Source organism: Bradyrhizobium sp. NC92 (assembly GCF_025200865.1).
GTDB lineage: Bacteria > Pseudomonadota > Alphaproteobacteria > Rhizobiales > Xanthobacteraceae > Bradyrhizobium.
The window spans coordinates 1190347-1204048 of sequence record NZ_CP104171.1 but is presented as its reverse complement, the minus strand read 5'-3'; the positions used below and the strand labels follow the sequence as shown (position 1 = coordinate 1204048).

Genomic DNA, 13702 nt, shown 5'->3' with positions numbered 1-13702 from the left:
CTCCTGTGAATTACTGCAAAACTTCGAACAGCCCGGCCGCGCCCATGCCCCCGCCGACGCACATGGTGACGACCGCGTACTTGGCCTTGCGGCGGCGGCCTTCGATCAGAGCGTGGCCGGTGAGGCGCGCGCCGGACATGCCATAGGGATGGCCGACCGAGATCGCGCCGCCGTTGACGTTGATCTTCTCGGGGTCGATGCCGAGCTTGTCACGGCAATAGAGCACCTGCACCGCGAAGGCTTCGTTCAGCTCCCAGAGGCCGATGTCGTCGACGGTGAGGCCGTGACGCTTGAGCAGGCGCGGCACGGCGAAGACCGGGCCGATGCCCATCTCGTCCGGCTCGCACCCGGCGGAAACGAAGCCGCGGAAGATACCGAGCGGCTTGAGGCCGCGCTTGGCGGCTTCCTTGTCGCTCATGATCACGGAGGCGCTGGCGCCGTCGGAAAGCTGGCTGGCGTTGCCGGCGGTGATGGTGAAACCCTCCCCGCGCACGGCCTTCAGGCCGGCGAGACCTTCGATCGTGGTCTCGGGGCGCGGGCCCTCGTCCTGCGACAGCGTGACTTCCTTCATCGAGACGGCGCCGGTCGCCTTGTCGGTGACCGCCATCTGCGTCGTGATCGGGGCGAGCTCGTCCTTGAACTTGCCGCCCTGCTGTGCGGCCGCGGTGCGGCGCTGGCTCTCCAGCGAATATTCGTCCTGCTTCTCGCGCGAGATGCCGTAGCGCTTGGCGACGACTTCCGCCGTGTCGATCATGGGCATGTAGACCTCGCCCTTGATCTTGAGCAGCGCCGGATCCTGGGCGTGGAAGCCGTTCATCTTGTCGTTCTGCACGAGCGAGATCGACTCGCCGCCGCCACCGACCGCGATCTCGACGCCGTCGAAGATCACCGAGCGCGCCGCGAGCGCGATCGCCTGCAGGCCCGAGGCGCATTGCCGGTCGATGGTGGTGCCGGCGACGGTGACGGGAAGGCCGGCGCGCAGCAGCGCCTTGCGCGCGATGTTGCCGCCAGTCGCGCCCTGCTGCAGCGCTGCGCCCATCACGACGTCCTCGACCTCCTTCGGATCGATCTTGGCGCGGGCGACCGCTTCGCCGATGGCGTGGCCGAGCAGCGTCGCGCCCTCGGTGGCGTTGAGCGCGCCGCGATAGGCCTTGCCGATCGGGGTGCGGGCGGTGGAAACGATGACGGCGTCGGTCAAGAGCGACCTCCTGATGCGGTTGTCGTGGATTGTGACGGTTTCTGCTGCTGGCGCAATTCGTGGCGCGACAATTTCCCGACCGGCGTGCGCGGCAGGTCATCGACGAATTCGACCGCGGCCGGCAGCTCGTGCCTGCCGAGCTTGCCGGCAAGCTGCGCGCGCAATTCGTCGAGCGAGAACGGCTTTGCGTCGGGCCTCAGCTTGATGAAGGCCTTTGCGGCTTCGCCCCGATACGGGTCGGGAATGCCGAGCACGATCACCTCGTGCACGCCCGGAATGGTGTAGATCGCCTGCTCGATCATCTGCGGATAGACGTTGAAGCCGCCGGAGATGATCATGTCCTTCTTGCGGTCGACCAGGAAGAAGTAGCCGTCGGTGTCGACATAGCCGATGTCGCCGGTGAGGAAGCGGCCGTCGACGAAGGCCTCGGTCGATCCCGCCGGCTTGTTCCAGTAGCCTTTGGTGACATTCGGGCCCTTGATGCGGATCTCCCCGATCTCGCCCGGCGGCAGCACGCGTCTGGGATCGTCGAGCGCGACGACGTCGAGCTCGATGCCGGGCAGCATCAGGCCGATCGAGCCGGGCTTCTCGGGACCCGTGGGCGGATGGCCGGTGCCGGGCGAGCAGGTCTCGGTCATGCCCCAGCCGCTGCGCAGCTTCTTGCCGACCTTGCGCTCGAAGAAGCTCGCGATCTCCACCGGCAGCGGCGCGCCGCCGGAGCCGATGGTGACGAGCGAGGAGAAGTCGCGCTTGTCGAGATCGGGCAGCGCGGCGATCGCGATCCACATCGTCGGAACGCCCGGGAAATAGGTCGCACGCTTCACCTCGATGTCGCGCATCACGGCTTCGACGTCGAAGCGCTGATGCAGCGAGATCAGATTGCCGCGCCGAAGCGAGGACAACAGCACCACGGTCAGCGCGTAGATGTGGAACAGCGGCAGCACGCAGATCACGCGTTCGATCACGTCGCCGCGGGCGGCGCGCGCCGGCTTGCCCCAGACGTCGTAGATCGACACCGCCGAGGTGAGATTGCCGTGGGTGAGCATCGCGCCCTTGGGCAGGCCGGTGGTGCCGCCGGTATATTGCAGCAGCGCGACGTCATCGGCCGCGACAACAGGCCATTGCGCAGGCGCGGCGGCTCCCTCGACGAAGGTCTTGAAGGTGACGATGCGGGGATCGTCGGGGATCGCCGCCTGCGGCGTGCCGACCTTGCCCCAATGATCGTCCTCGCAGACGACGAGCTTGTCGATCAGGCCCTTCTCCAGGAATTTCAACACGGTCGGCAGCAGGGCCTGGAGGTTGGAGGTGACGAGCACACGCGAGCCGGAATCGGTGATCTTGTGCGTCAGCGCGATCTCGCCGTCGAGCGGCGACAGATGCGCGACGCGGCCGCCGGCCTTCAGCGCGCCGAAGAAGTTGACGGGGTGATCGGGCGTGTTGCCGAGGAACAGCGCGACCGAGCTGTTCTTGCCGCACCCGGCGCGCAGGAACGCCGCGGCGGCGCGATCGGCCTGAGCTGCGAGTTCGGTGTAGCTGATCGGTCGGTCGCGGAACTCCAGCGCGGTGCGCGTGCCATAATCGGCGGCGGCCTTCGAGAGGAGATCCGGCAGCGTGCCCTGGACGATGGTGTCGTCCCACCGCACGCCCTCGGGATAAAACTGTTCGCCGGGATGGGTCATTTTCTTGATTGTTTGAGCGAGCACTCGCGAAATCCATAGCCACCAGCTGGGGTTACGGATTCCGGGCCTGCGCCTTGCGGCGCATCCCGGAATGACAAAGGTTGAGACGAAGCGGCCATCACGCCGCTTTCGACTCGGCCGCGAGCGAGGCGAACGTCTTGCCCTCCGCCGCGAGCTTCTTCAGCAGCGGGGCGGGCTCGAGGCTGGGGTCGTTGGTCTCCTTGGCGTAGAAGGCCAGGCGATCGGCGATGTGCTTCAGGCCGACGCTGTCGGCCCAGAACATCGGGCCGCCGCGATAGATCGGCCAGCCGTAGCCGTAGAGCCAGACCACGTCGATGTCGCTGGGACGCGCGGCGATGCCTTCTTCGAGGATCTTCGCGCCCTCGTTGATCATCGGATACATCATGCGCTCGAGGATCTCCTCGTCGCTGACGACGCGCTTCTTGCGGCCGAGACGCAGCAAGGTCTCGTCGATCAGCTTCTCGACATCGGGGTCAGGGAGCGGCGCGCGAGAACCCTGCTCGTACTTGTAGTAACCCTTGCCGGTCTTCTGGCCGAAGCGGCCGGCTTCGCAGAGCGCGTCCGCGATCTCCGACTTGATGCCGCGATCCTTGCGCGAGCGCCAGCCGATGTCGAGACCGGCGAGGTCGCCCATTGCGAACGGCCCCATCGGCATGCCGAACTTCGTCACGACGGCGTCGACCTGCTGCGGCAACGCGCCTTCGAACAGGAGCTTCTCGGACTGCTTGCCGCGCTGCGCCAGCATGCGGTTGCCGACGAAGCCGTCGCAGACGCCGACCACGGCCGGCACCTTCGCGATCTTGCGCGCGATCGACACCGCAGTCACCAGCGCATCCGGCGCAGTCTTGTCGGCGCGCACGATCTCGCACAGCTTCATGACGTTTGCCGGCGAGAAGAAGTGCATGCCGAGCACGTCCTGCGGACGCTTGGTCGACTTGGCGATCTCGTCGATGTTCAGATAGGAGGTGTTGGAGGCGAGCACGGCGCCGGGCTTGGCGTACTGGTCGAGCTTGCCGAACACCTCCTTCTTCACCGCCATGGTCTCGAATACGGCCTCGATGACGAGGTCGGCATCGCCGACATTCTCGATACCGACGACGCCGTTGATCAGCGCCATGCGCTTGGCGGGCGCATCGGCCGGGATGCCGCCGCGCGCGGCGGTCGCTTCCCAGTTCTTCTGCATGATGCCCAATCCGCGCTTGAGCTGCTCTTCGCCGGTCTCGATCAGGGTGACGGGCACGCCGGCATTGGCAAAGGACATCGCGATGCCGCCGCCCATGGTGCCGGCGCCGAGAATGGCGACGCGGTTGACGGGCCGCGGCTTGGTGCCTTCAGGAACGCCCGCGATCTTGTTGGCCTCGCGCTCGGCGAAGAAGGCGTAGCGCTGCGCCTTGGACTGGTCGCTGGCGACGAGCTTGAGGAAGCCCTCGCGCTCCTTCTTCAGGCCTTCGTCGAAGGGCAGGTCAATGGCGTAGCCGACGGCATCGGCCGCCGCGAACGGCGCCTCCAGGCCGCGCGACTTCTTGGTCATTGCCGCAACCGCATTGGTGAAGATCGAGCGGTCGGCCTTGGCCGCCGCGAGCTTGGAATCGTCGTCGCGCAGACGGCGCAGCGGGCGCTTCTCCGCCAGCAGCTTGCGCACGAAGGCTTCGCCGCCGGAGGCCGGCCCCTCGATGATCTCCTCGATCAGGCCGTTCTTCAGCGCTTCCGCCGCCCCGATCGGGTCGCCGCCGACGATCATCTTGACCGCAAGCTCGGGCCCGACCGCACGCGGCAGGCGCTGCGTGCCGCCGGCGCCGGGCAACAGGCCGAGTTTCACCTCGGGCAGGCCGAGCTTGGCCTCTTTCACTGCAACGCGGAAATGGCAGGCCAGCGCGACCTCGAGGCCGCCGCCGAGCGCGGTGCCGTGGATGGCGGCAACGACCGGCTTGGGCGAATTTTCGATCTCGGACAGCACGTCGTTGAGGGCGGGCGGCTTCGGCGGCTTGCCGAACTCGGTGATGTCGGCCCCGGCGATGAAGGTGCGGCCGGCGCAGGTCAGCACGATGCCCTTGATGGCGGGATCGGCGATCGCCGCCTTGATGCACTCGAGAATCCCACCGCGGACTGCGGCACTCAGCGCGTTGACCGGCGGGCTGTTGACCGTGACGATCCCGACTTCGTCATGACGCTCAAGCTTGACCACTTCGCTCACGGTGTCCCTCCTTGGTGGGGATTTACTTTTGTTCGATTTCGCGGTGCGGAATTTAATTCCGCATCTTGACGGCAGGGTTATTTTGAAGCACGGACGTTGTCAACGACTCCGCGCAAGAAGCAGATCAGGGATGAAGCGTACAGGAAAGAAGACCGCGACCGATCGGAATTTCGTCGTCGCGCTTTCCCGCGGACTGGAAGTATTGCGCGCGTTCCACCCCAATGACGGCCTGCTCGGCAATCAGGAGATTGCCTCCCGCACCAATCTGCCCAAGCCCACCGTGTCGCGCCTGACCTACACGCTGACCAAGCTCGGCTATCTGACGCCGGTTCCGCGGTTCGAGAAGTACCAGCTCGCACCTGCAGCGATGTCGCTCGGCTACGCGGCGCTGGCCAATCTGGGCGTTCGGCATTTGTCCGAGCCGTTCCGCGAGGAAGTGATGCGCGCGACCGGCGGCGCCGTCGCCGTCGGCGGCCGTGACCGCCACAGCATGATCTATTTCGGGCAGAGCCGCGGCAGCGAGACCGTCGGCGTTCAACTCGACGTCGGCTCGCGCGTGCCGATTGCAACCAGCGCGATGGGCCGCGCCTATTTCTGGGCGCTCGACGACGAAGGTCGCGCTGACGTGTCGCGCATCCTGCGCGAACATTACGGCAGCCGCTGGCCGAAGATGCGCGAGGGATTGGAACGTTCCGGCGAGACCGTCGCGAAATACGGCTTTGCGATTTCGGTCGGCGACTGGCACGACGACATCGGCGCGGCCGGTGTCGCGCTCAAGCTCAACGACGGAACCGGACCATACGCATTCAATTGCGGCGCGCCCGCATTCCGTTTCACGGAAGAGCGCTTGATCAACGACATTGGACCGCGTCTCCTAGCGATGGTAAGGAACATCGAAGCGGCGCTCGGGGGTCTGATGCCGCATTCAAAAAAAGACATCGGCAAAAAGCTGAAATCAGGAGGAAAAGTTGCGCGTGTGGCCGAGGGATTCAGATAGCCTTTGTCATCACCGGGAGCGGCTCGGATCGCCCCATCGCTCACTGAACGACGTGAGCGAGACGAGATGACGCAGGCACAGCTCGCGCAGGGTACATCGCCCCTGCTCGCGGTTCGCGACGTCAGCGTCGTGTTCGGCGGCATCGTCGCGCTCAACGGCGTGTCCTTCGACATGCACAAGGGCCAGATCCTCGGCTTGATCGGCCCGAACGGCGCCGGCAAGACCACGCTGTTCAACTGTCTGTCGCGGCTGTACCAGCCATCGTCCGGCGACATCCTGATGGAGGGCGTGAGCATCCTGTCGCGGCCGCCGCACCGGATCGCCGAGATCGGCATCGGCCGCACCTTCCAGAACGTGGCTCTGTTCCCGAACCTGTCGGTGATGGACAACGTCCGCGTCGGCGCGCATGCCCGCACCTCCAGCGACATCATCAGCGACTCCTTGAAGCTTGCCTGGGTCCGCCGCAGCGAGACCGCGGTCAACAAGAAGGTCCACGAGATCCTCGCCTATCTCGACCTCGAGGACGTCGCGCACACCATCGTCTCCGGCCTGCCCTTCGGCACGCAGAAGCGGGTCGAACTGGCGCGCGCGCTGGCGGCGGACCCGAAGATCCTGCTGCTCGACGAGCCCGCCGGCGGCCTCAATCACGAGGAAGTTCACGTGCTCGGCGACCTCATCCGCCGCATCCGCAACGAGCGCCACATGACCGTGCTGCTGGTCGAGCACCATATGGGCCTCGTGATGTCGATCGCCGACCACGTCGTCGCGCTGAATTTCGGCAAGAAGCTCGCAGAAGGTACCCCCGCCCAGGTGCAGGCGGACCCCGACGTCATCAAGGCCTATCTCGGGAGCAAGGACCAATGACGACACTGCTCAACGTCAAGGACCTGCGCGCCTATTACGGTCAGGTCCAGGCGCTCCATGGCCTGTCGTTCTCGCTCAACGAGGGTTCGCTGACGACGCTGCTCGGGGCCAACGGCGCCGGCAAGACCACGACGCTGCGCGCGATCTGCAACATGGTGCGCTCGACCGGCGGAATCGAGTTCGACGGCAAGCCGCTCAACAACCGCTCCACCGAGAGCATCGTGCGGTTCGGCATCGCCCATGTGCCGCAGGGTCGCGGCACCTTCACCACCATGACGGTCGAGGAGAATCTCCAGCTCGGGGCGATCACCCGCAAGGACAGCGCCGGCATCGTCTCCGACATCGAGCGCATGTATGCGCATTTCCCGGTCTTGAAGCAGCGCCACACCCAGCAGGCCGGCACGCTCTCCGGCGGCGAACAGCAGATGCTCGCGGTCGCCCGCGCCCTGATGCTGCGGCCGCGGCTGATGCTGCTCGACGAGCCCTCCTTCGGCCTCGCGCCGCTGGTGGTGCGCGATCTGTTCGGCATCCTCGGCAAGATCAACCGCGAGGACAAGGTGTCGATCCTGGTGGTCGAGCAGAACGCCCAGCTGGCGCTCGAGCTCGCCGACCAGGCCTATGTGATCGAGACCGGCCGCATCGTGATGTCCGGCAAGGCCAAGGACATCGCGAACAACGAAGAAATCCGCAAATCCTATCTGGGTTACTGAGGGAGCCGGCACAATGGAGCTGTTCACCAACCAGGTCCTGGCCGGCATCGCCACGGGCGCGATCTACGCCTGCATGGCGCTCGCCGTGGTCATGATCTACCAGGCCATCGACCATCTCAACTTCGCGCAGGGCGAGATGGCGATGTTCTCGACCTTCATCTCGTGGCAGCTGATGCAGTGGGGCGTGTCCTATTGGGCCGCCTTCCTGATCACGCTGGCATTTTCCTTCGTTGCCGGCATCGCGATCGAGCGCATCCTGTTCAAGCCGCTCGCCAAGGCACCGGTGCTCACCAACGTCGCCGGCTTCATCGCGCTGTTTGCGATCATCAACTCGTCGGCCGGCCTGATCTGGGACTTCACCATCAAGCAATATCCGACGCCGTTCGGCTCCGCGCCGTTCCTCGGCAGCCAGCTGATCTCGACCCACCAGGCCGGCATGATTGGCGTCACCGTGCTGCTGTTGCTCGGGCTCTATTTCTTCTTCCAGTACACCCGCATCGGTCTTGCCATGCGCGCGGCCGCCTCGGTGCCTGAATCGGCCCGCCTCGTCGGCATCAACACGAGCTGGATGATCGCGCTCGGCTGGGGCATGGCGACCGCGATCGGCTCGATCGCCGGCATGCTGATCGCCCCTGTCGTGTTCCTCGAGCCCAACATGATGGGCGGCGTCCTGATCTACGGCTTCGCCGCGGCGGTGCTCGGCGGACTGTCGAGCCCGTTGGGCGCCGTGGTCGGCGGCTTCCTGGTCGGCGTCTTCGAGAATCTCGCCGGCACCTACATCCCGGGCGTCGGCAACGAGCTGAAGCTCCCGATCGCGCTCGCGCTGATCATCTCCGTCCTGGTCGTCAAACCCGCTGGTCTGTTAGGCCGGCACATCGTCAAGCGAGTTTGATCATGAGCGCAGCAGAAGAAGTCGTCGCCGAAGGCCACGAGGCGGTCGAGGCGGTTCCGAAGCGGGCCATGACGCTGGGCACCGGCACCTCGCTGGTGGTGCTGGCGGCGCTGTTGATCGTGCCGATGTTCGTCAAGAACTTCATCATCTTCCAGATGACGATGCTCCTGATCTACGGCCTCGCGGTGCTGGCGCTGAACATCCTGACCGGCGGAAGCGGCCAGTTCTCGCTCGGCCAGAGCGCGTTCTACGCCGTCGGCGCCTATACCTCGGCCGTGCTGATGGAGCACGCCAACATCAACTACGCGCTGACCATTCCGATCTCCGCTGCGGTCTGCTTCGCGTTCGGCTATTTGTTCGGCAAACCGGCGCTGCGGCTGTCCGGCGTCTATCTCGCGCTCGCGACCTTCGCGCTCGCGACCGCGATGCCGCAGCTGCTCAAGCTGAACTTCCTCGAGCACTGGACCGGCGGCGTGCAGGGCCTCGTCGTCACCAAGCCGGACGCGCCGTTCGGCCTGCCGATGTCGCAGGACATGTGGCTCTATTATTTCACGCTCATCGTGACGGTCTTGATCTACATCTTCTCGGTGAACCTGTTGCGCTCCCGCTCCGGCCGCGCCTTCATGGCGATCCGCGACAACGAGATCGCGGCCTCCTCGATGGGCGTCAACGTCGCGCTGTACAAGACGCTGGCGTTCGGCGTGTCCGCCGGCATCACCGGCGTTGCCGGCTCGCTCGGCGCCATCGCGGTGCAGTTCGTCGCACCCGACAGCTACACCATCACGCTCGCGATCTCGCTGTTCCTCGGCATGGTCGTCGGCGGCGTCGGCTGGCTGCCCGGCTCGTTCGTCGGTGCGGCCTTCATCATCTTCGTGCCGAACATGGCCGAGAGCATCTCCAAGGGCCTCTCCGGCGCGGTGTTCGGCGTGCTGTTGTTCCTCGTCATCTACCTCGTGCCGCATGGTGCAAGGCAGGTCGCGATCCTGGGCCAGCAACTCGTCGGCAAGCTCAGGAAGAACTGAAGACCCGTTGAATTAACCAAGGAGACCGAATTGTATTTTGGAAGAACACTGCGAGCCGCCGCGCTGGTCACGGCAACGGCGGCCATCACTCTCACCTCCGGCGCTGCACTCGCCCAAAAGAAATACGACACCGGCGCGTCCGATACCGAGATCAAGATCGGCAACATCATGCCGTACAGCGGTCCGGCGTCGGCCTATGGCATCATCGGCAAGACCGAAGAAGCCTATTTCAAGATGATCAACGACAAGGGCGGCATCAACGGCCGCAAGATCAACTTCGTGACCTATGACGACGGCTATTCGCCGCCGAAGGCCGTCGAGCAGGTCCGCAAGCTGGTCGAGAGCGACGAGGTGCTGGCCGTCTTCAACCCGCTCGGCACGCCTTCGAACAGTGCGATCCAGAAATATCTCAACGCCAAGAAGATCCCGCAGCTGTTCGTCGCCACCGGCGCCACCAAGTGGAACGATCCGAAGAACTTCCCCTGGACCATCGGCTGGCAGCCCTCCTACCAGAGCGAAGCCCACATCTACGCGAAATGGCTGATGAAGGAGAAGCCGGACGCCAAGATCGCGATCCTCTATCAGAACGACGATTTCGGCAAAGACTACCTCAAGGGCACCAAGGACGGTCTCGGCGCCAAGGCCTCGTCCATGGTCATCCTGGAGGAGAGCTACGAGGTTTCCGAGCCGTCGATCGACGGCCACATCGTCAAGATCAAGGCGGCCAATCCCGACGTGCTGCTGATCTACGCGACGCCGAAATTCGCCGCCCAGACCATCAAGAAGACCACCGAGCTCAGCTGGAAGCCGCTCCAGATCCTCACCAACGTGTCGATCTCGGTCGGCAGCGTGATGAAGCCGGCCGGCTTCGAGAACGCGCAGGGCGTGCTGTCGGCCGCCTATGCCAAGGACTCGACGGACCCGCAATGGGCTAACGATCCCGGCATGAAGAGGTGGAACGAGTTCGTCGACAAGTACATGCCGGGCGCCGACAAGTCGGACACCAGCATGGTCTATGGCTATGGCGCCGCCTCGACCCTGGCCAAGGTGCTGGAAATGTGCGGTGACGATCTCACCCGCGCCAACCTCATGAAGCAGGCCGCGAGCCTGAAGGACTTCGCGCCGGATACGCTGCTGCCCGGCGTCAAGATCAACACTGGCGCCACCGACTTCGCCCCGATCGCGCAGCTCCAGATGATGCGCTTCAAGGGCGAGAAGTGGGAACTGTTCGGCGAAATCATCAGCGGTGACGTCGCCTCCGAGTGACGGGCTGACGCTATCATCCAAGACGAGGAGCCCCCGCGGACAGCCGCGGGGGCTTTTTGTTGACGACAGGCGTCAATCTTGTTCAATGCGATCGATCCATCCCGGAGTAGGAGAACAATGGCCGCCGCTCGTTCCCAGGTTGCGCTCCTCTGGGCCGCGCTCGCCTTGTGCACCGCAACGAGCAGCGGAGCGCTGGCGCAAAAGAAATACGACAGCGGCGCATCAGATACCGAGATCAAGATCGGTAACATCATGCCCTATAGCGGTCCGGCCTCCGCCTATGCCGCGATCGGCAAGATCGAGGAAGCCTATTTCAACAAGATCAATGCCGAGGGCGGCATCAATGGCCGCAAGATCAAATTCATCTCCTATGACGACGGCTATTCGCCGCCGAAGACGGTGGAACAGGCACGCAAGCTGGTCGAGAGCGACAATGTGCTGCTGATCTTCGGCTCGCTCGGCACCTCCACCAACAGCGCCATCCGCAAATACATGAACGAGAAGAAGGTGCCGCAATTGTTCGTGGCGAGCGGCGCCTCGAAATGGAACGATCCCAGGCAATATCCCTGGACCATGGGCTGGCAGCCGAGCTACGCGAGCGAGGCGCGCATCTACGCCAAATACGTCATGAAGGAGAAGCCGGAGGCGAAAATCGGCGTGCTCTACCAGAACGACGATTTCGGCAAGGACTATCTGAAGGGGCTGAAACAGGGCCTCGGGCCCAAGGCCTCGATGATCGTGCTGGAAGAAGCCTATGACAGCTCCGAACCGGCGATCGACGAGCACGTCGTCAAGTTGAAAGCCTCCGGCGCCGACGTCTTCATCAGCATCACCAGCCCGAAATTCGCCGTGCAGGGGATCAAGAAGGCGGCGGAGATCAACTGGCATCCGATGCAGATCATCTCCAACGTCTCGGCTTCGATCAGCGGCGTCTTGGAGCCGGCGGGCATCGAAATCTCGCAAGGCGTCCTGTCGGCGACCTACACCAAGGACGGCTCCGACCCGCAGTGGAATGCCGATGACGGCATGAAGAAATTCTACAACTTCCTCGCCCAATACCAGCCCAAGGCCAACAAGCTCGATGCCGGCGTCGTGTTCGGCTACGCCGCCGCGCAGACCATGGTGAAGGTGCTGCAGATGTGCGGCGACGATCTCACCCGCGAGAACGTCATGAAGCAGGCCGCCAGCCTGAAGGACTTCGAACCCGACACGCTGCTGCCCGGCATCAAGATCAACACCGCGCCGGACAATTTCGCCCCGATCGAGCAGCTGCAGATGATGCGCTTCAAGGGCAAGAAATGGGAGCTGTTCGGCGACATCATCTCGAGCGAGATGAGCCACTGAGCGCCGGGGCGGCACAATTCAAGATAGCTGCTTCTTCACAACGCAACTCCCGCGGTGAGTTTGCCCCGCAAAAATCTCACGCGCCGGAATATTCCGAGTCGGCTTCGAAAAGATCTCCGCTCCCGCGATGCTCGTGCGGGGCGTTTGTCTTGCTGACGGCCGTGGATAGGTATTGAATACACGACGGAGCGACGAGCAACGATCGCTCCCAACAAGAACAATCGACACAATCAAACCCACCTAGGGAGAGCAAGATGCCTGCAATGCATGTGCGATTGGGGGCCGTCTCGGCTGCCCTCGTGCTGGCCGCCACACTTTCCACGGCAGCGTCCGCGCAGAAGAAATACGACACCGGCGCATCCGACACCGAAATCAAGATCGGCAACATCATGCCCTACAGCGGTCCCGCGTCCGCCTACGGCGTGATCGGCAAGACCGAAGAGGCCTATTTCCGCAAGATCAACGCGGAAGGCGGCATCAACGGCCGCAAGATCAACTTCGTCACCTACGACGACGCCTATTCGCCGCCGAAGACGGTGGAGCAGGCGCGCAAGCTGGTCGAGAGCGACGAGGTGCTGCTGATCTTCAACTCGCTCGGCACGCCGCCGAACTCGGCGATCCAGAAGTACATGAACCAGAAGAAAGTGCCGCAGCTGTTCGTCGCCACCGGCGCAACGAAGTGGAACGATCCGCAGAACTTCCCGTGGACGATGGGCTGGCAGCCGAACTACCAGAGCGAGTCGATCATCTACGCCAAGTACATCCTGAAGAACCATCCGAACGCCAAGATCGCCGTGCTCTACCAGAACGACGATTACGGCAAGGACTATCTGAAGGGCTTCAAGGACGGGCTCGGCGGCAAGACCTCGATGATCGTGATGGAGGAAAGCTACGAGGTCTCGGAACCGACCATCGACTCCCACATCGTCAAGCTCAAGGCGACCGGCGCCGACGTGTTCTTCAACATCACGACGCCGAAATTCGCGGCGCAGGCGATCAAGAAGAACGCGGAGATCGGCTGGAAGCCGCTCCACTTCCTCAACAACGTCTCGGGCTCGATCGGCAGCGTGATCAAGCCGGCCGGCTTCGAGAACGCGCAGGACATCATCTCGTCGCAATACTTCAAGGATCCGACCGACGCGCAGTGGAAAGACGACAAGGCGATGATCGCGTGGAACGAATTCCTGGACAAGTACTATCCGGAAGCGAACCGCGCCGATGCCTCGGTGATGTATGGCTATATCGTGAGCCAAGGCCTCGCTCACGTGCTCAAGGCCTGCGGCGACAATCTGACCCGCGAGAACATCATGAAGCAGGCCGCCAACATCAAGGACTTCGAGCCGGCGGGCCTGTTGCCGGGCATCAAGGTCAACACCTCGGCCACCGATTTCGCGCCGATTTCGCAGCTGCAACTGATCCGGTTCAAGGGCGAGCATTGGGAGCGATTTGGCGAGGTCTTAAGCGGCGACGTCGGCGGCTGACCATTAACCAGTCGCTAAAGAGGTAAGTCCCAAT

The 13702-nt window shown here is 63.9% G+C and carries 11 protein-coding genes; 8 read left to right on the top strand and 3 right to left on the bottom strand.

Going from position 1 to position 13702, the window contains the following annotated elements:
- Nucleotides 1–10 precede the first annotated feature (10 nt).
- From N2602_RS05645 to N2602_RS05635, 3 genes are all read right to left on the bottom strand, one after another.
- Complete coding sequence (locus tag N2602_RS05645; protein WP_260382019.1) at nucleotides 11–1198, bottom strand: acetyl-CoA C-acyltransferase; 1188 nt, start codon at nucleotides 1196–1198, stop codon at nucleotides 11–13.
- Nucleotides 1195–2877: a dicarboxylate--CoA ligase PimA gene (gene pimA / locus N2602_RS05640; protein WP_260383613.1), complete on the bottom strand. Its 1683-nt coding sequence runs from the start codon at nucleotides 2875–2877 to the stop codon at nucleotides 1195–1197. Before pimA ends, N2602_RS05645 begins: the two co-directional genes overlap by 4 nt.
- A 118-nt stretch (nucleotides 2878–2995) precedes the next feature.
- Nucleotides 2996–5092 carry a 3-hydroxyacyl-CoA dehydrogenase NAD-binding domain-containing protein gene (locus tag N2602_RS05635; protein ID WP_260382018.1) on the bottom strand — a complete coding sequence of 699 codons (2097 nt, stop codon included), beginning with the start codon at nucleotides 5090–5092 and terminating at the stop codon, nucleotides 2996–2998.
- A 130-nt stretch (nucleotides 5093–5222) separates the two neighbouring features.
- Between N2602_RS05635 and N2602_RS05630 the strand changes: the two genes are divergently transcribed.
- From N2602_RS05630 to N2602_RS05595, 8 genes are all read left to right on the top strand, one after another.
- Complete coding sequence (locus N2602_RS05630) at nucleotides 5223–6089, top strand: IclR family transcriptional regulator (RefSeq protein WP_172784948.1); 867 nt, start codon at nucleotides 5223–5225, stop codon at nucleotides 6087–6089.
- 66 nt (nucleotides 6090–6155) lie between these two features.
- The gene (locus N2602_RS05625; RefSeq protein ID WP_172784949.1) at nucleotides 6156–6953 is read left to right on the top strand and encodes an ABC transporter ATP-binding protein; all 798 of its coding nucleotides are present in this window, start codon (nucleotides 6156–6158) and stop codon (nucleotides 6951–6953) included.
- On the top strand, nucleotides 6950–7663 hold the full coding sequence (locus N2602_RS05620) for an ABC transporter ATP-binding protein (RefSeq protein WP_035711291.1): 714 nt from the start codon (nucleotides 6950–6952) through the stop codon (nucleotides 7661–7663). Before N2602_RS05625 ends, N2602_RS05620 begins: the two co-directional genes overlap by 4 nt.
- Before the next feature lie 13 nt (nucleotides 7664–7676).
- Complete coding sequence (locus N2602_RS05615) at nucleotides 7677–8555, top strand: branched-chain amino acid ABC transporter permease (RefSeq protein WP_172784951.1); 879 nt, start codon at nucleotides 7677–7679, stop codon at nucleotides 8553–8555.
- A gap of 2 nt (nucleotides 8556–8557) precedes the next feature.
- Nucleotides 8558–9577: a branched-chain amino acid ABC transporter permease gene (locus tag N2602_RS05610; RefSeq protein ID WP_172784952.1), complete on the top strand. Its 1020-nt coding sequence runs from the start codon at nucleotides 8558–8560 to the stop codon at nucleotides 9575–9577.
- A 30-nt stretch (nucleotides 9578–9607) separates the two neighbouring features.
- On the top strand, nucleotides 9608–10843 hold the full coding sequence (locus tag N2602_RS05605) for an ABC transporter substrate-binding protein (protein ID WP_260382017.1): 1236 nt from the start codon (nucleotides 9608–9610) through the stop codon (nucleotides 10841–10843).
- Nucleotides 10844–10960: 117 nt separating this feature from the next.
- The gene (locus N2602_RS05600) at nucleotides 10961–12187 is read left to right on the top strand and encodes an ABC transporter substrate-binding protein (protein WP_260382016.1); all 1227 of its coding nucleotides are present in this window, start codon (nucleotides 10961–10963) and stop codon (nucleotides 12185–12187) included.
- Nucleotides 12188–12441: 254 nt separating this feature from the next.
- Nucleotides 12442–13668 carry an ABC transporter substrate-binding protein gene (locus tag N2602_RS05595; protein WP_260382015.1) on the top strand — a complete coding sequence of 409 codons (1227 nt, stop codon included), beginning with the start codon at nucleotides 12442–12444 and terminating at the stop codon, nucleotides 13666–13668.
- Nucleotides 13669–13702: the final 34 nt, after the last annotated feature.

What these genes read in the sequence shown, in the direction of transcription:
- N2602_RS05595 (WP_260382015.1), top strand. Translation starts at nt 12,442, where the DNA reads ATGCCTGCAATGCATGTGCGATTGGGGGCCGTCTCGGCTGCCCTCGTG.
- N2602_RS05625 (WP_172784949.1), top strand. Translation starts at nt 6,156, where the DNA reads ATGACGCAGGCACAGCTCGCGCAGGGTACATCGCCCCTGCTCGCGGTT.
- N2602_RS05610 (WP_172784952.1), top strand. Translation starts at nt 8,558, where the DNA reads ATGAGCGCAGCAGAAGAAGTCGTCGCCGAAGGCCACGAGGCGGTCGAG.
- N2602_RS05615 (WP_172784951.1), top strand. Translation starts at nt 7,677, where the DNA reads ATGGAGCTGTTCACCAACCAGGTCCTGGCCGGCATCGCCACGGGCGCG.
- N2602_RS05620 (WP_035711291.1), top strand. Translation starts at nt 6,950, where the DNA reads ATGACGACACTGCTCAACGTCAAGGACCTGCGCGCCTATTACGGTCAG.
- N2602_RS05630 (WP_172784948.1), top strand. Translation starts at nt 5,223, where the DNA reads ATGAAGCGTACAGGAAAGAAGACCGCGACCGATCGGAATTTCGTCGTC.
- pimA (WP_260383613.1), bottom strand. Translation starts at nt 2,877, where the DNA reads ATGACCCATCCCGGCGAACAGTTTTATCCCGAGGGCGTGCGGTGGGAC.
- N2602_RS05600 (WP_260382016.1), top strand. Translation starts at nt 10,961, where the DNA reads ATGGCCGCCGCTCGTTCCCAGGTTGCGCTCCTCTGGGCCGCGCTCGCC.